Genomic DNA, 16,510 nt, shown 5'->3' on the forward strand with positions numbered 1-16,510 from the left:
AATGGAGCAGGACGTTGTCCCGTCAGGTGTTCCTCTATGACCCGCCGGACCGCTTCGTCGCCGGTACGGTCGGGCTGCCGGGCCGCCGCACTTTCTTCCTCCAGGCCAGCGCCGCCGGCCGGACCACCAGCGTCGCCCTGGAGAAGGCCCAGGTCGAGGCGCTCGCCGAGCGCGTCGACGAACTGCTGGACGAGGTGGTCCGGCGCACCGGCGGCAGCGCCCCCGTGCCCGCCGTGGCCCCCGTCGAGTTCACCGACACCGCCCCCCTGGAGTCCCCCGTCGAGGAGGAGTTCCGGGTCGGCACCATGGCGCTGGCCTGGGACGGCGACGGCCAGCGCATGGTGGTCGAGGCCCAGGCCCTGGTCGAGCTGGAGGCGGACACCGACGAGGACCTCGCCGAGGCCGAGGAACGGCTGCTGCAGGACGAGCTGAACGGCCCGCCGATGCTGCGGGTGCGGCTGACCGGAACCATGGCCCGGGCCTTCGCCAAGCGCGCCCTGGAAGTCGTCAACGCCGGCCGGCCCCCGTGCCCGCTGTGCAGCCTGCCGCTCGACCCGGAGGGACACGTATGTCCGCGCCAGAACGGATACCGCCGCGGAGCCTGACCCCGCACGAGCTGCTCGCCGAGGGCGAGCTGACGGTGCGTGGGCAGATCCGCGAGGCGTCCAACGCGGTGCTCTACTGCACGGTCGAGTACGAGGGCGTGAGCGCCGCCTGTGTGTACAAGCCGGTCGCGGGGGAGCGGCCGCTGTGGGACTTCCCCGACGGCACCCTCGCCCAGCGCGAGGTGGCGGCCTACGAGCTCTCCGAGGCCATGGGCTGGGGCCTGGTCCCGCCCACGGTGCTGCGCGACGGGCCGTACGGGCAGGGCATGTGCCAGCTGTGGATCGAGGCCAGCGAGACCGGTGAGGCCAGCGAGGACAGCGAGGCCGGTGAGGACACCGGGGACGCCGGGGAGGGGGCCGGGCAGGACCGGCTGCTCGCCCTGGTCGAGGGCGACGAGCCCGGCCCCGGCTGGAAGGCCGTCGGCTACGCCGACGTGGGGGAGAACCGCACCGCGCTGCTCGTCCACGCCGACGACGAGCGGCTGCGCCGGCTGGCCGTCCTCGACGCCGTGATCAACAACGGTGACCGCAAGGGCGGCCACCTGCTGCCCGCCGCCGACGGGCGGCTCTACGCCATCGACCACGGTGTGACCTTCAACGCGGACGACAAGCTGCGCACGCTGCTGTGGGGCTGGGCGGGGGAACCGCTGACCGAGGAGGCCCTGGCGGCCCTACGGCGACTTTCGGCCGATCTGGCCGAGGACCGCCCTCTGGCCGTCCGGCTGGCGGAGCTGATCACTCCGGCCGAGATCGAGGCCCTCCGGGGCCGGGTCGCGGAGCTGCTGCGCACCGGGCGTCACCGTGAGCCCAGTGGTCAGTGGCCGGCGATCCCCTGGCCGCCGGTGTGATCTTTACGGGCCGGCGCATGGGAATACACATGTCGGGAGCGGTGCGCAAGAAGAGAACTTCGGCCAACCCCCGCGCCCGGTTCGTATCCGGAACGTGCATCCGGTTACGCTCAAGTCATGCATGCCTGGCCCGCTTCTGAGGTTCCCGCCCTGCCCGGCAGTGGCCGCGACCTCCGGATCCACGACACCGCGACCGGCGAGCGAGTGACCCTCGCCCCCGGTCCCGTCGCCCGTATCTACGTGTGCGGCATCACGCCGTACGACGCCACCCACATGGGGCACGCGGCGACCTACAACGCGTTCGACCTCGTGCAGCGCGTGTGGCTCGACACCAAGCGGCAGGTGCACTACGTCCAGAACGTCACCGACGTCGACGACCCGCTGCTGGAGCGGGCCATCGCCAACGGCGACGACTGGACCGCCCTCGCCGAGCGCGAGACCGCCCTCTTCCGCGAGGACATGACCGCCCTGCGGATGCTTCCGCCCCGCCACTACGTGGGCGCCGTGGAGTCGATACCCAAGATCGTCCCGCTGGTGGAGCGGCTGCGCGACGCCGGTGCCGCCTACGAGCTCGAGGGCGACATCTACTTCTCCGTGGCCTCCGACCCCACCTTCGGCAGCGTCTCCGGCCTCGACGCCGAGGCGATGCGCCTGCTGTCCGCCGAGCGCGGCGGCGACCCCGAGCGCCCCGGCAAGAAGAACCCCCTCGACCCCATGCTGTGGATGGCCGCCCGCCCGGGCGAGCCCAGCTGGGACGGGGCCTCCCTCGGCCACGGTCGCCCCGGCTGGCACATCGAGTGCGTCGCGATCGCCCTCGAGCACCTGGGCATGGGCTTCGACGTCCAGGGCGGCGGCTCGGACCTGATCTTCCCGCACCACGAGATGGGCGCCTCGCACGCCCAGGCGCTCACCGGCGAGAACCCCTTCGCCAAGGCGTACGTCCACGCCGGCATGGTCGCCCTCGACGGCGAGAAGATGTCGAAGTCCAAGGGCAACCTCGTCTTCGTCTCCGCGCTGCGCCGCGACGGCGTCGACCCGGCCGCCATCCGGCTCGCGCTGCTGGCCCACCACTACCGCGCCGACTGGGAGTGGACGGACGCCGTGCTGACCGGGGCCGTGGAGCGCCTGGACCGCTGGCGTGCCGCCGTCTCCCGCCCCGACGGCCCCTCCGCCGACGCCCTCGTCGAGGAGATCCGCGAGGCCCTCGCCGACGACCTCGACGCCCCGGCCGCGCTCGCCGCGGTCGACCGCTGGGCGGCGGCCCAGGCCGCCGACGGCGGCACGGACGAGGGCGCGCCGGGCGTGGTCTCCCGCGCGGTGGACGCCCTGCTGGGCGTGGCGCTGTAGCTGTCGCAAGGGAGCCGTGAGGCTTCCGCACCACCGGCTTCCGGGGCGCTCCCCGCGGATCCTCCGCGGGGAGCGCCCCCGTTCGTTCCGCCGGCCGGTACGGCCGAGAGAACCGTGTTTCCGTCAGTGCCCGCGGCGGCCGGTGCGATAAGTCCACGCGCCCGGTGCGCCAGTCCATGGTCGCCCGCAGGCCCGGTGGACTATCCACGCGGTCATGAGCATGCGACAGCGAACACGACGGCTGAGAGCGGTGGTCGCCGGCGCTCTCCTGGCGGCGGTGGCGACCATGGCCGGCCCGGTCCACGGAGCGCGGGCCGTCGCCGCCGAGGAGACCGTGGGCGACGTCACCGGCTTCGCGACGGCCGGGCCCGTCTTCCACCTCCGGGCGGGCACGGCGGCGGTGCGGGTGAGCTTCGTGTCGGTGGACTCGTTCCGGGTGGAGCTCGCGCCCGACGGTACGTTCACCGACCCCACCGGCAAGGACATCGTCCAGCGCCAGGGCCCGCCCCCGCGGACCCGCTGGCGCGAGCGGGCCGACCGCTACGAGCTGAGCACCGAGGCGGTCACCCTGCGCGCGTACAAGCACCCGCTGCGCTTCGCCCTGCACCGCGCCGACGGCTCCCGGCTGTGGGCCGAGACCAAGGGCCTGACCTGGTCCGCGGACCGCACCACCCAGACCCTGGCGCGCGGCGCGGACGAGCAGTTCTTCGGCGCCGGGATGCAGAACGGGCGCGGCAACACCTCGCACCGGGGCAAGACGGTGGAGGTGGGCGTCGACTACGACTGGAACGACGGCGGGCACCCCAACTCCGTGCCCTTCTACCTCTCCTCGGCGGGCTACGGCGTCTACCGCAACACCTACGCCCCCAACACGTACGCCTTCGCCGACCCCGTGACGGCGAGCGCGCGGGAACGGCGCTTCGACGCGTACTACTTCGCCGGGACGTCGGCGAAGGACGTCATCGGCCGGTACACGCGACTGACCGGGCGGCCCTTCCTGCCCCCGCTGTACGGCCTGGAGATCGGCGACTCCGACTGCTACCTGCACAACAAGAACCGCGGTGAGCGGCGCACGCTGGACGCGCTGAAGGTCGCCGACGGCTACGTGGCCAACGACCTGCCGCTCGGCTGGATGCTCGTCAACGACGGCTACGGCTGCGGGTACGAGAACCTCGCCGAGGCGAACAAGGGCCTGGGCGACCGGAAGATGAAGATGGGGCTGTGGACCGAGGACGGCCTGGCCAAGCTCGCCGACCAGGTGAAGGCCGGTCAGCGGGTCGCCAAGCTGGACGTGGCCTGGGTCGGCGACGGCTACAAGTTCGCCCTCGACGGCTGCAAGGACGCCTACAAGGGCATCGAGGACAACAGCGACGCCCGCGGCTTCACCTGGGCCCCCGAGAGCTGGTCGGGCGCCCAGCGGTGCGGAGTGCAGTGGTCCGGCGACCAGAAGGGCTCGTGGGACTACATCCGCTGGCAGATCCCGACCTACGCGGGCGCCACCATGTCGGGCCTCGCCTACACCACGGGCGACGTGGACGGCATCTTCGGCGGCAGCCCGAAGACGTACGTGCGCGACCTGCAGTGGAAGGCCTTCCTGCCGGCCGTGATGACCATGGACGGCTGGGCGCCCAGCGACAAGCAGCCGTGGCGGTACGGCGACCCGTACACCTCGATCAACCGGAAGTACCTGAAGCTGAAGGAGTCGCTGCTGCCGTACATGTACTCCTACGCGGCCCAGGCGACCCGCACGGGCGTCGGGCCGGTGCGCCCGCTGGCGCTGGAGTACCCCGACGACCCCAGGGCGTCGTCGGACGCGGCGAAGTACGAGTTCCTCACGGGCGAGTACTTCCTCGTGGCGCCGGTGTACGAGGACACCGACGTCCGCGACGGCATCTATCTCCCCCGGGGCACCTGGACCGACTACTGGACGGGCCGCACGTACCAGGGCCCGACCACCGTGAACGGCTACCGGGCCCCGCTGGACACGCTGCCGCTGTTCGTGAAGGCCGGCGCGAACATCCCGATGTGGCCCGGCATCCGGTCCCACGAGGACCGCACCGCGGACTCGCCCGTGGCCTGGGACGTCCACCCGAAGGGCACCTCGTCCTTCACCCTCTACGAGGACGACGGCGTCACACGGGCCCACCGCACCGGCGCGTACGCGGAACAGGAGCTGACGGTCCGGGCGCCGTCGGACGGCCCCGCCGGCGACGTGACGCTGTCCCTGTCCGCCCTGAAGGGCGACTACCGGGGCAAGCAGACGGCCCGCCCGAACCACTTCACGGTCCACACCGCCACCGCCCCGGCCACCGCCGCCCTGGACGGGCGGACCCTGCCGAGGCTGGAGTCGAAGGAGGCCTTCGAGGCGGCCGACGAGGGCTGGTGGTACGACGCCGCCGACCGCGGCGGCGTGGTGCGGGCGAAGACGGGCGTCCGGCCGACGGACCGGGGGCTGACGCTGGCGCTGCGGGCGCGGTGACCCGGCCGCGGCTCAGGGGCGGCCGGGCAGCACCGGCGGGTCGCCCTTGGTCCAGGTGATGTTCAGGACCATCCGGCGCAGGCGCCAGCCGTCGGGGGTGCGGACGGCCTCGGCGTCGACGTGGCCACCGGACTCGAAGAGGCGCTCGGGGGTGCCGAGCACGTGGGTGCTGAGCTGGTTCCAGCGGACGGTGGCGCGGTCGCCCTCGAGGTCGACGGCGATGTTCGAACCGAAGTGGACGGTGCGCGCGAAGAGCGCCATGGCCTCGCGCATGGAGGTCAGCTGGGCCTCGGCGCCTTCGTGTGTGCCGGCCGGGGTCCGTGTGGAGGCGTCCTCGGTGAAGACGGAACGGGCCCAGTCGTCGTCGAAGGCGCGCTCGTCGAGCGAGCGGAGGTAGTCCGTGACGAGGCGTTCGATGGCGGCGCGATCGGCGAGGGCGCGGAGTACGGAGTTCTGCTGCTGCGATTCCATGGTCATATCGTCTGACCTCAAGGGAGGTTGAGGTCAACCCCCGGACCCGGGGGGAGGGTCCGGGGGGTGCCGCCCGCGGGACGTTCAGCCGATGCGGACCCCGTAGGCGGTCAGCGGCTCCGTCACCGGCTGGAAGTACGTCGTGCCGCCCGCGGTGCAGTCGCCGCGGCCGCCCGAGGTCAGGCCGAGGGCCGTGGCGCCGTCGAAGAGAGGGCCGCCGCTGTCGCCCGGCTCGGCGCAGACATTGGTCTCGATCAGGCCGGAGACCGTGCCCTCCGCGTACTGGACGGTGGCGTTGAGGGCGGTGACGGTGCCTCCGTGCACCCCGGTGGTGCTGCCGCTGCGCTGCACGGCCTCGCCCACGAAGGCGTCCGCGGCCCGGGAGACGGGCTGCGCCGAGCCGTTGTAGAGGTTCACCTCGCCGGGGTGCTCGACGCCGGGGTCGTACTTCACGATCCCGAAGTCGTCGCCGGGGAACCGGCTGCCGGTCGCGCGCCCGATCTCCCGGCCGCTCGCGTCGTTCCACACGGTGCGGCCGTTCGTGCAGTGACCGGCGGTCAGGAAGTACGGGGTGCCGTCGCCGCCGAGCACGTTGAAGCCGAGCGAGCAGCGGGCGCCGCCGCTGAGGATGGCGTCGCCGCCCCGGATGTAGGTCGTGAACCGCGCGTCGGTGTGGCGCGTCTCGACCTTGTCGCCGAAGGTGCCCGCCATCGTGCTGAGGTTGCCGAACCGGGTGGCGTCGACGGTGCGGTCGGCGGTGACGACGATCTTGTTGATCCTCGGGTCGATCACCCAGGCCGTGCCCGGCGTGTTGGCCTTCTCCCGCAGCGCGGTCCCGGCCGCGTCGAGCTGCGCGGTGGTGTACTTCACCATCCGGGGCTCGGCCCCGGCCTTGCGCACCGTCGCGGCGCCGGCCTCGTCGACCACGTTCACCACGAGTTTCTTCGTGGCGGCGTCGTAGTACGAACCCGCCGCCCCCGCTTTGAGCTGGCCGGCGAGGGACGTCGAGAGGGTTCTGGCCTCCTCGTCGGAGAGGTCGCGCGGTTCGGCGTACGAGGCGGCCGGGGCCGGGCCCGCGGCGGCGCCGGCCATGCCGAGGCCGGCGGTGAGGGCGAGGGCCGCCAGGCCGGTGAGGGCGGCCGCCGTGATCCGGGAGATCGAGCGCTGCATGGTCAACTGCCTCCTGCGGGTCGCGGGGCCCCGGCCGCGAGGGGCCGACGGTCCCGGAGGGCACGGCGAGCGCGCATCCACCCGCCGTCACGGAGTGTAGGCGAATGGATGCGTTGCGTAGCGACGCTCAAGGTAGGGGGCGCTCCCGGGGCGCACACAAGAGTGGTGTTGCGCGCGCCCCGTCCGTCCCCGCGAGACCGGGCGCCCGCGTCAGGTCAGCACGGCCGCGCGGACCGGGCCTCGAGGCCAAGGCCCGGGGTGTACGAGCCGGGGGTGAGGACGACGGCCCGGCCGCCGTAGGACGGCCGCGGGTAGAGGCACCAGGCCATGCTGGTCTGGTTCTTCGCGCTGCGGACCGCCGGGTCGAGGTGGGGCGCGGCGCGCGGGAACATTCTCACACCGCCTCCCGAGTTGGGCTCCGACCAGGTGCACAGGCCGACGACGTGCGGGCAGATCGGTACGCGCGCCCGCCCCTGCGCGTCGGCCGTGGACGCCGGCAGCAGGGCCGCCGTTCCCCCAGCCGCGGTGGCGACCGCGAGCGTCACCGCCTTCGACATCGCATGCCTCATTGCACGCCTCATGGCCGTTCCTCCCTCGTTTCCGGCGATGGGGCCACCGCCAGGCGGTGGCCTTTCCCGCGGGCATCGCCGGCAAACGGGGGCAACAGCCGCAATCCTCCGATCGGGTGCGTCGAGCGACTCCGCCGCGCTACCGCGCGTTGAAGTACTTCGCCTCCGGATGGTGGATCACGATCGCGTCCGTGGACTGCTCCGGGTGGAGCTGGAACTCCTCCGACAGCCGCACGCCGATGCGCTCCGGCTCCAGAAGGGCGGCTATCTTCGCGCGGTCCTCCAGGTTCGGGCAGGCGCCGTAGCCGAGGGAGAAGCGGGCGCCGCGGTACTTCAGGGCGAACATGCCCTCGACGTCGTCCGGGTCCTCCGCGCCGAAGCCCAGCTCGGCCCGCACGCGCGCGTGCCAGTACTCCGCGAGCGCCTCGGCCAGCTGGACGGACAGGCCGTGCAGCTCCAGGTAGTCGCGGTAGGCGTCCGCCGCGAAGAGCTTCGCCGTCGCCTCGCCGATCCTCGAGCCGACCGTGACGACCTGGAGGCCGACCACGTCCGTCTCGCCCGACTCCTCCGGGCGGAAGTAGTCCGCGAGGCACAGCCGGCGCCCGCGCCGCTGGCGCGGGAAGGTGAAGCGGGTGCGCTCGGTGCCGTCCTCGTGCAGCAGGATGAGGTCGTCGCCCTTGCTCACGCACGGGAAGTAGCCGTAGACGACGGCCGCCTCCAGCAGGTTCTCCGTGTGGAGCTTGTCCAGCAGCCCCCTCAGGCGCGGCCGGCCCTCGGTCTCGGCCAGCTCCTCGTACGTCGGGCCGCTCGTACGGGCCTGCTTCAGGCCCCACTGGCCCTTGAACAGCGCGCCCTCGTCCAGCCAGGACGCGTAGTCCTTCAGCGGAATGCCCTTGACCACGCGCGTGCCCCAGAAGGGGGGCTCGGGGACGCGGTTGTCCACGGCGACGTCCGAGCGCACCGACCCCTCGGGCTCCTCGGCCTCGAGCACGGGCACGTCGCGCTTGGGCACGCGCCGCTGCTTGAGCTCCGGCAGGGCCGCGCCCGGGACCCCCCGCTTGACGGCGATCAGCGCGTCCATCAGCCGCAGGCCCTCGAACGCGTCGCGGGCGTAGCGCACCTCGCCCTCGTAGATCTCATGGAGGTCCTGCTCGACGTAGGCCCGGGTCAGCGCCGCACCGCCGAGGATCACCGGGTAGGTCGCCGCCAGCTTGCGCTGGTTCAGCTCCTCCAGGTTCTCCTTCATGATGACGGTGGACTTCACCAGCAGGCCGGACATGCCGATGACGTCGGCCCGGTGCTCCTCGGCGGCCTCGAGGATGGCCGAGACCGGCTGCTTGATGCCCAGGTTGACGACGTTGTAGCCGTTGTTGGACAGGATGATGTCGACGAGGTTCTTGCCGATGTCGTGGACGTCGCCGCGCACGGTGGCGAGCACGATCGTGCCCTTGCCCTCGGCGTCCGACTTCTCCATGTGCGGCTCGAGGTAGGCGACCGCGGTCTTCATCACCTCGGCCGACTGCAGCACGAACGGCAGCTGCATCTGGCCGGAGCCGAAGAGCTCGCCGACGACCTTCATGCCCTCCAGCAGGGTGTCGTTGACGATGTCGAGCGCCGGACGCCCGGTCAGCGCCTCGTCGAGGTCGGCCTCCAGGCCGTTCTTCTCGCCGTCGACGATGCGCCGGCGCAGCCGCTCCTCCAGCGGCAGGGCCGCCAGCTCCTCGGCCTTGCCGGCCTTCATGGACTTGGTGTCCACACCCTCGAACAGCTCGAGGAACCGCTGCAGCGGGTCGTACCCCTCGCGCCTGCGGTCGTGGATCAGGTCGAGGGCGACCTCGCGCTGCTCCTCCTCCAGCCGGGCGATCGGCAGGATCTTGCTGGCGTGCACGATGGCCGAGTCCAGGCCCGCCTCGACGCACTCGTTGAGGAAGACGGAGTTGAGCACCATGCGGGCGGCCGGGTTGAGGCCGAAGGAGATGTTCGACAGGCCCAGCGTTGTCTGGACGTCGGGGTGGCGGCGCTTGAGCTCGCGGATGGCCTCGATGGTGGCGATGCCGTCGCGCCGGGACTCCTCCTGCCCGGTGGCGATGGTGAAGGTGAGGCAGTCGACGATGATGTCGCACTCCCGCACCCCCCAGTTCCCGGTGAGGTCGGCGATCAGCCGCTCCGCCACGGCCACCTTGTGCTCGGGCGTACGGGCCTGCCCCTCCTCGTCGATGGTCAGGGCGATCAGCGCGGCGCCGTGCTCCACCGCCAACCGGGTGATGCGGGCGAAGCGCGAGTCGGGTCCGTCGCCGTCCTCGTAGTTGACCGAGTTGATCACGGCCCGGCCGCCCAGCTTCTCCAGGCCGGCCCGGATGACGGCGGGCTCGGTGGAGTCCAGCACGATGGGGAGCGTGGAGGCGGTGGCGAAGCGGCCGGCGATCTCGGCCATGTCGGCGACGCCGTCCCGGCCGACGTAGTCGACGCACAGGTCGAGCAGGTGCGCGCCCTCGCGGATCTGTTCGCGGGCCATCTCCACGCAGTCGTCCCAGCGGGCGTCCAGCATGGCCTCGCGGAACTTCTTCGAGCCGTTGGCGTTGGTCCGCTCGCCGATGGCCAGGTACGAGGTGTCCTGGCGGAAGGGCACGGTCTGGTAGAGCGAGGCCGCTCCCGGCTCCGGGCGCGGCGCGCGCTCGGTCGGGGTCAGGTCCCGCACCCGCTTCACGACCTGCCGCAGGTGCTCCGGCGTGGTGCCGCAGCAGCCGCCGACCAGGGACAGCCCGTACTCCCTGACGAACGTCTCATGGGCGTCGGCCAGTTCGGCGGGGGAGAGCGGGTAGTGGGCGCCGTTCTTGCCCAGCACCGGCAGGCCGGCGTTGGGCATGGCGGAGACGCGGGTGCGGGCGTGGCGCGAGAGGTAGCGCAGGTGCTCGCTCATCTCGGCGGGGCCGGTGGCGCAGTTCAGGCCGATCATGTCGATGCCCAGCGGCTCCAGGGCGGTGAGCGCCGCGCCGATCTCGGAGCCCAGCAGCATGGTGCCGGTCGTCTCGACCGTCACCTGGACCAGCAGCGGCAGGTCCACGCCGGCCGCCGCCATGGCGCGCCGGGCGCCGACGACGGACGCCTTGGTCTGCAGCAGGTCCTGGGTCGTCTCCACCAGGATCGCGTCGGCGCCGCCGGCGACGAGGCCCTCGGCGTTCTGCTGGTAGGCGTCGCGCAGCGTCCCGTACGAGGTGTGGCCGAGGGTGGGGAGCTTGGTGCCGGGGCCCACCGAGCCCAGGACCCAGCGGGTGCGGCCGTCGCCGGCCGCGTACGCGTCCGCCACCTCGCGGGCGATGCGGGCGCCGGCCTCGGAGAGCTCGAAGATACGATCGGAGATGTCGTATTCGCCCAGAGCGGAGAAGTTCGCTCCGAACGTATTGGTCTCCACGCAGTCCACGCCGACGGCGAAGTAGGCCTCGTGCACCGAGCGCACGATGTCGGGGCGGGTGACGTTCAGGATCTCGTTGCAGCCCTCGAGCTGCTCGAAGTCCTCGAGGCTGGGGTCCTGCGCCTGAAGCATCGTGCCCATCGCCCCGTCGGCCACCACCACTCGGGTGGCGAGGGCCTCGCGCAGTTGCGCGGCTCGGGCGGGCAGAGGGGTCGATGGCGTACGCGAGGCCATGGATGTGCTCCCGGGTGTGCGACGGCTGTCGGCTTTACGCCCTCCCTGCAGAGGGCGCACGCCGCAAGCGTAGCCGCAGCGCGCCGCGCGGGCAGGGGGCGTCCCAGGGAGCGGACGGGCGGCGTCCGGGGCGGCGTACGGCGGGGGTGGCCGGATTGGGCCGGAGGCGGGTCTCAGCGATCATGGAGAAGCCTGCTGTCGGGTACCCCCTGGTCGGCATCGGCCGATAGTGTTCAGCATTGCCGAACGGATACAAACGGATACAGCCGGTCGGCGGGTGTGTAAGGAGGTTGCTCGATGGCACGGACCATCCAGTCGCTCGAACGGGCTGCGGCGATGCTGCGGTTGCTCGCGGGCGGCGAGCGGCGGCTCGGACTGTCCGACGTGGCCTCCGCGCTGGGGCTCGCCAAGGGCACCGCGCACGGCATTCTGCGGACCCTGCAGCAGGAGGGCTTCGTCGAGCAGGACCCCGCCTCGGGCCGCTATCAGCTGGGGGCCGAGCTGCTGCGGCTGGGCAACAGCTACCTGGACGTGCACGAGCTGCGGGCCCGGGCCCTGGTGTGGGCCGACGACCTGGCCCGCTCCAGCGGCGAGAGCGTCTATCTGGGCGTGCTGCACCAGCAGGGCGTGCTGATCATCCACCATGTCTTCCGGCCGGACGACAGCCGTCAAGTGCTGGAGGTCGGCGCGATGCAGCCGCTGCACTCCACCGCCCTGGGCAAGGTGCTGTGCGCCTACGACCCGGTGGCGCACAGCGAGGTGGCCGAATCCGACCGCGAGGCGTTCACCCTCAGCACCGTCACGACCCTGCCCGATCTCGAGGGCGTGCTCGATCTCACCCGGGCCCGCGGCTGGGCCGCGGACGTGGAGGAGACCTGGGCGGGCGTGGCCTCGGTGGCGGCGCCCATCCACGACCGGCGGCGGATGCCGGTGGGCGCGGTCGGCGTCATGGGCGCCGTGGAGCGCGTGTGCGAGGAGGGCGAGGTGCGGGCACGCCTGGTGGCGGCCGTCCGCGACTGCGCGCGGGCCGTCTCCCGCGACCTCGGCGCGGGGCGTTTCTAGGTCCCGGAGCGGACCTGCGGAACGGACCGTGCGGTCCGTTCCGGGGGCCCTCGAGATCCCCTCGTTACCCGCCGGTATCCATACGGAGATTTCCGGCCAGTTGGCGCAATGTTTCCGGTCACAGAACCCTTGACGCGCCCTTAACCGTGCAGAAAACTGCCGTGCATCGGTCGGCATTGTCGAACACCTAACGACAATATTCGCTATGGTGTGCAGTGCGTGCAGTGACATGGGGCCGATCACCGCCCTCACGGAGGGCGCGGACCGCCGGAGCTACCCGGGGTTCGCCTTCCCCTGGACGAAGGACAAAGGAGTCGCGGGTGTCCAGCTCCGACATCTTCACCGGTGAGCTCATCGGTACCGCAGTGTTGATCCTGCTCGGCGGCGGCGTGTGCGCCGCCGTCACCCTGAAGCGCTCGAAGGCGCAGAACGCGGGCTGGCTCGCCATCACGTTCGGCTGGGGCTTCGCCGTACTGGCCGGTGCGTACATCGGCGCCAAGTCCGGCGCGCACCTCAACCCCGCCGTCACCCTCGGCCTCGCCATCGACGGCGCCGTCAAGTGGAGCGACGTTCCGCTCTACATCGGCTCCCAGATGCTGGGCGCGATGATCGGTGCGTCGCTGGTGTGGCTCGCCTACTACGGCCAGTTCAAGGCCCACATGACGGACCCGGAGCTCGTCGAGAGCCTCAACCCCGCCGAGGGCATGGTCGACCAGACCGCGACGCCCGAGGCCGGCCCGGTGCTGGGCGTCTTCTCGACCGGCCCCGAGATCCGCAACGTGGTGCAGAACCTCGTCACCGAGATCATCGCCACCGCCGCGCTGGTGCTCTTCATCCTCACCATGGGTCTGACCAAGGGCCTGGCCACCAGCGGCACGGGCACCCTGATGGTCGCCTTCGTCGTCGTGGGCATCGGTCTCTCGCTCGGCGGCCCGACCGGCTACGCCATCAACCCCGCCCGCGACCTCGGCCCGCGCATCGTGCACGCGCTGCTGCCGCTGCCCAACAAGGGCGGTTCAGACTGGGGCTACGCCTGGGTTCCGGTGGTCGGCCCGCTCGTCGGTGCCGCGCTCGCCGCAGGCATCCACAAGATCGCGTTCTGATCGCACCCGCCGAGACCCTTCAGACCTCAGGAGCAGACACCACCATGACCGAGACCACCGGCACCCACGCCCAGGGCCCGTTCATCGCCGCGATCGACCAGGGCACCACCTCCTCCCGCTGCATCGTCTTCGACCGCGACGGACGCATCGTCTCCGTCGACCAGAAGGAGCACGAGCAGATCTTCCCGAAGCCGGGCTGGGTCGAGCACGACGCCATGGAGATCTGGACGAACGTCCAGGAGGTCGTCGCGGGCGCCGTCGAGAAGGCCGGGATCACCGCCGCCGACGTCAAGGCCATCGGCATCACCAACCAGCGTGAGACCACGCTGCTGTGGGACAAGAACACCGGCCAGCCGGTCTACAACGCCATCGTCTGGCAGGACACCCGCACCGACGCCCTGTGCAAGGAGCTCGGCCGCAACGTCGGTCAGGACCGCTTCCGCCGTGAGACGGGCCTGCCGCTGGCGTCCTACTTCTCCGGCCCGAAGGTCCGCTGGCTGCTGGACAACGTCGAGGGCCTGCGTGAGCGCGCCGAGGCCGGCGACATCCTCTTCGGCACCATGGACTCCTGGGTCATCTGGAACCTCACCGGTGGCACCGACGGCGGCGTGCACGTCACCGACGTCACCAACGCCTCCCGCACGATGCTGATGAACCTCCGCAGCCTCGACTGGGACGAGCGCATCCTGGAGTCGATGGAGATCCCGGCCGCCGTGCTGCCGGAGATCCGCTCCTCCGCCGAGGTCTACGGCAGCGCCAAGGGCGGCGCCCTGGCCGGCGTGCCCGTCGCCTCCGCGCTCGGCGACCAGCAGGCGGCCCTCTTCGGCCAGACCTGCTTCTCCGAGGGCGAGGCCAAGTCGACCTACGGCACCGGCACGTTCATGCTGATGAACACCGGCGACGAGCCCGTCAACTCCTACAACGGCCTGCTGACCACCGTCGGCTACCGCATCGGCGACCAGAAGCCGGTCTACGCCCTCGAGGGCTCCATCGCCGTCACCGGCTCCCTCGTGCAGTGGATGCGCGACCAGATGGGCCTCATCAAGAGCGCGGCCGAGATCGAGACGCTGGCCAGCTCCGTCGAGGACAACGGCGGCGCCTACTTCGTGCCGGCCTTCTCCGGCCTGTTCGCCCCCTACTGGCGCTCCGACGCGCGCGGCGTGATCGCGGGCCTGACCCGCTACGTCACCAAGGCGCACATCGCCCGCGCCGTGCTCGAGGCCACCGCCTGGCAGACCCGCGAGATCACCGACGCCATGACCAAGGACTCCGGCGTCGAGCTGACCGCGCTCAAGGTCGACGGCGGCATGACCTCCAACAACCTGCTGATGCAGACGCTCTCGGACTTCCTGGACGCACCCGTGGTGCGCCCGATGGTCGCCGAGACCACCTGCCTCGGCGCCGCCTACGCCGCCGGCCTGGCCGTCGGCTTCTGGCCGGACACCGACGCCCTGCGCGCCAACTGGCGCCGGGCCGCCGAGTGGACCCCCCGCATGGACGCGGACACGCGTGACCGCGAGTACAAGAGCTGGCTCAAGGCCGTCGAGCGGACCATGGGCTGGATCGAGGACGAGGAGTAATCATGACAACCCCGCAGAGCGTTCCGACCCTGGGAACGCACCCGGCCGCCGGTGCCAACCCGGGCCGAGCCGAGACCCGGGAGCGACTGTCCAACGCGACGTACGACCTCCTGGTCATCGGTGGCGGCATCCTGGGCACCTCGGTCGCCTGGCACGCCGCGCAGTCGGGACTGCGGGTCGCGATGGTGGACGCCGGCGACTTCGCCGGCGCCACCTCCTCCGCCTCCTCCAAGCTCGTCCACGGCGGTCTGCGCTACCTGCAGACCGGCGCGGTCAAGCTGGTGGCGGAGAACCACCACGAGCGCCGGGTGCTGGCCAAGGACGTGGCCCCGCACCTGGTCAACCCGCTCACCTTCTACCTGCCCGTCTACAAGGGCGGCCCGGTGGGCGCGGCCAAGCTCGGCGCCGGTGTCTTCGCCTACTCGGCGCTGTCCGCCTTCGGCGACGGCGTCGGCAAGGTGATCTCCCCGGCCAAGGCCAAGGCCGACAACCCCGGCCTGCGCACGGACAACCTCAAGGCCGTGGCGGTCTACTACGACCACCAGATGAACGACTCCCGCGTGGCCGTCATGACGGTCCGCGCGGCCGTCGAGTCGGGTGCCGTGGTCCTCAACCACGCCGAGGTGACCGGCCTGCGCTTCACGCACGGCAAGGTGACCGGCGCGGAGCTCAAGGACCGCATGGACGGGACCGAGTTCGGCATCGACGCGCGCGTCGTCCTCAACGCCACCGGCCCGTGGGTGGACCACCTGCGGAAGCTGGAAGACAAGGGCGCCGCGCCGTCGATCCGGCTCTCCAAGGGCGCTCACATCGTGATGAAGCGCAAGTCGCCGTGGAAGGCCGCCATGGCCACCCCGATCGACAAGTACCGCATCACCTTCGCCCTCCCCTGGGAGGACCAGCTGCTGCTGGGCACCACCGACACCCAGTACGAGGGTGACCCGGCGGACGTGCGCGCCACCGAGGAGGACATCCAGCAGATCCTCGACGAGGCGGCGTTCTCCATCCAGGACGCGGACCTCGACCGCGACCTGATGACGTACGCCTTCGCCGGCCTGCGCGTGCTGCCCGGCGGACCGGGCGACGTCTCCCAGGCCAAGCGCGAGACGGTCGTCTCCGAGGGCAAGGGCGGCATGCTCTCCGTCGCCGGCGGCAAGTGGACGACCTACCGCCACATCGGCCGTACGGTCATGAAGAAGCTGGCCCAGGTGCCCGGCAGCCCGCTGACCGAGGACATGGAGCCCGTCTCCAGCCTGGTCCGCCGCACCCCGCTGCCCGGTGTCGCCAACCCCAACGCGGTCGCCCACCGCCTGCTGGTGGACCGCGAGCCCGGCAGCCGCATGGACCCGCTGACGGCCCGTCACCTGGCCACCCACTACGGCTCGCTGTCCTTCGACATCGCCCGCCTGGTCAACGAGAACCCCGAGCTCGGCGAGCGGATCCACGAGGACGGCCCGGAGATCTGGGCCCAGGTCGTCTACGCCCGCGACAACGAGTGGGCCGCCACGGTCGACGACGTGCTGCGCCGCCGCACCACCCTGACGATCCGCGGCCTGGACTCCGAGGACGTCCGTGCCCGGGTCAAGGGCATGCTGAACGACAAGAGCTGACGCTCTCGCCGACGCGCGAG

The 16,510-nt window shown here is 71.7% G+C and carries 11 protein-coding genes and 1 pseudogene; 8 read left to right on the forward strand and 4 right to left on the reverse strand.

Annotated features, from left to right (window positions below):
- The first annotated feature begins 14 nt into the window (after positions 1 to 14).
- From J1792_RS11290 to J1792_RS11305, 4 genes and pseudogenes are all read left to right on the forward strand, one after another.
- A complete protein-coding gene (locus tag J1792_RS11290) occupies positions 15 to 605 on the forward strand; it encodes a DUF3090 domain-containing protein (protein ID WP_086568821.1) in 591 nt (196 codons plus the stop codon).
- Complete coding sequence (locus J1792_RS11295) at positions 569 to 1,453, forward strand: SCO1664 family protein (RefSeq protein WP_086568823.1); 885 nt, start codon at positions 569 to 571, stop codon at positions 1,451 to 1,453. The genes J1792_RS11290 and J1792_RS11295 overlap by 37 nt, the downstream gene beginning before the upstream one ends.
- Positions 1,454 to 1,570: 117 nt before the next feature.
- Positions 1,571 to 2,800 carry a cysteine--1-D-myo-inosityl 2-amino-2-deoxy-alpha-D-glucopyranoside ligase gene (gene mshC, locus J1792_RS11300; protein ID WP_086568825.1) on the forward strand — a complete coding sequence of 410 codons (1,230 nt, stop codon included), beginning with the start codon at positions 1,571 to 1,573 and terminating at the stop codon, positions 2,798 to 2,800.
- 220 nt (positions 2,801 to 3,020) lie between these two features.
- Positions 3,021 to 5,267, forward strand: a pseudogene (locus tag J1792_RS11305) (glycoside hydrolase family 31 protein); the annotation flags it as partial.
- A gap of 24 nt (positions 5,268 to 5,291) precedes the next feature.
- On the opposite strand, the gene J1792_RS11310 reads toward J1792_RS11305, so the two are convergent.
- The 4 genes from J1792_RS11310 to metH all read right to left on the reverse strand — a co-directional run bounded on the left by J1792_RS11310 (position 5,292) and on the right by metH (position 11,135).
- Complete coding sequence (locus J1792_RS11310; RefSeq protein ID WP_207247185.1) at positions 5,292 to 5,750, reverse strand: nuclear transport factor 2 family protein; 459 nt, start codon at positions 5,748 to 5,750, stop codon at positions 5,292 to 5,294.
- 84 nt (positions 5,751 to 5,834) lie between these two features.
- A complete protein-coding gene (locus J1792_RS11315) occupies positions 5,835 to 6,920 on the reverse strand; it encodes a S1 family peptidase (protein WP_086568829.1) in 1,086 nt (361 codons plus the stop codon).
- Positions 6,921 to 7,135: 215 nt separating this feature from the next.
- The gene (locus J1792_RS11320; protein ID WP_179198848.1) at positions 7,136 to 7,477 is read right to left on the reverse strand and encodes a peptidase inhibitor family I36 protein; all 342 of its coding nucleotides are present in this window, start codon (positions 7,475 to 7,477) and stop codon (positions 7,136 to 7,138) included.
- Between the two features lie 151 nt (positions 7,478 to 7,628).
- Complete coding sequence (gene metH, locus J1792_RS11325; protein WP_086568833.1) at positions 7,629 to 11,135, reverse strand: methionine synthase; 3,507 nt, start codon at positions 11,133 to 11,135, stop codon at positions 7,629 to 7,631.
- A gap of 297 nt (positions 11,136 to 11,432) precedes the next feature.
- Between metH and J1792_RS11330 the strand changes: the two genes are divergently transcribed.
- The 4 genes from J1792_RS11330 (at position 11,433) to J1792_RS11345 (ending at position 16,490) form a co-directional block, all read left to right on the forward strand.
- Entirely contained in the window at positions 11,433 to 12,197 is a 765-nt protein-coding gene (locus J1792_RS11330) for an IclR family transcriptional regulator (RefSeq protein ID WP_207247186.1), read from the forward strand.
- 320 nt (positions 12,198 to 12,517) lie between these two features.
- Entirely contained in the window at positions 12,518 to 13,300 is a 783-nt protein-coding gene (locus J1792_RS11335; RefSeq protein WP_086569143.1) for an MIP/aquaporin family protein, read from the forward strand.
- A gap of 44 nt (positions 13,301 to 13,344) precedes the next feature.
- The gene (gene glpK, locus J1792_RS11340) at positions 13,345 to 14,880 is read left to right on the forward strand and encodes a glycerol kinase GlpK (protein WP_086569145.1); all 1,536 of its coding nucleotides are present in this window, start codon (positions 13,345 to 13,347) and stop codon (positions 14,878 to 14,880) included.
- Positions 14,881 to 14,882: 2 nt separating this feature from the next.
- Positions 14,883 to 16,490, forward strand: coding sequence for a glycerol-3-phosphate dehydrogenase/oxidase (locus tag J1792_RS11345; protein ID WP_207247187.1), 1,608 nt, complete (start codon positions 14,883 to 14,885; stop codon positions 16,488 to 16,490).
- The last annotated feature ends 20 nt before the right edge of the window (positions 16,491 to 16,510 follow it).

The organism is Streptomyces triculaminicus, from assembly GCF_017349075.1.
Lineage (GTDB): Bacteria > Actinomycetota > Actinomycetes > Streptomycetales > Streptomycetaceae > Streptomyces > Streptomyces triculaminicus.

Excerpts from the sequence above, each read along its gene's own strand:
- J1792_RS11295 (WP_086568823.1), top strand. The coding sequence starts at position 569 with ATGTCCGCGCCAGAACGGATACCGCCGCGGAGCCTGACCCCGCACGAG.
- mshC (WP_086568825.1), top strand. The coding sequence starts at position 1,571 with ATGCATGCCTGGCCCGCTTCTGAGGTTCCCGCCCTGCCCGGCAGTGGC.
- J1792_RS11310 (WP_207247185.1), bottom strand. The coding sequence starts at position 5,750 with ATGGAATCGCAGCAGCAGAACTCCGTACTCCGCGCCCTCGCCGATCGC.
- J1792_RS11315 (WP_086568829.1), bottom strand. The coding sequence starts at position 6,920 with ATGCAGCGCTCGATCTCCCGGATCACGGCGGCCGCCCTCACCGGCCTG.
- J1792_RS11320 (WP_179198848.1), bottom strand. The coding sequence starts at position 7,477 with ATGTCGAAGGCGGTGACGCTCGCGGTCGCCACCGCGGCTGGGGGAACG.
- metH (WP_086568833.1), bottom strand. The coding sequence starts at position 11,135 with ATGGCCTCGCGTACGCCATCGACCCCTCTGCCCGCCCGAGCCGCGCAA.
- J1792_RS11330 (WP_207247186.1), top strand. The coding sequence starts at position 11,433 with ATGGCACGGACCATCCAGTCGCTCGAACGGGCTGCGGCGATGCTGCGG.
- glpK (WP_086569145.1), top strand. The coding sequence starts at position 13,345 with ATGACCGAGACCACCGGCACCCACGCCCAGGGCCCGTTCATCGCCGCG.
- J1792_RS11345 (WP_207247187.1), top strand. The coding sequence starts at position 14,883 with ATGACAACCCCGCAGAGCGTTCCGACCCTGGGAACGCACCCGGCCGCC.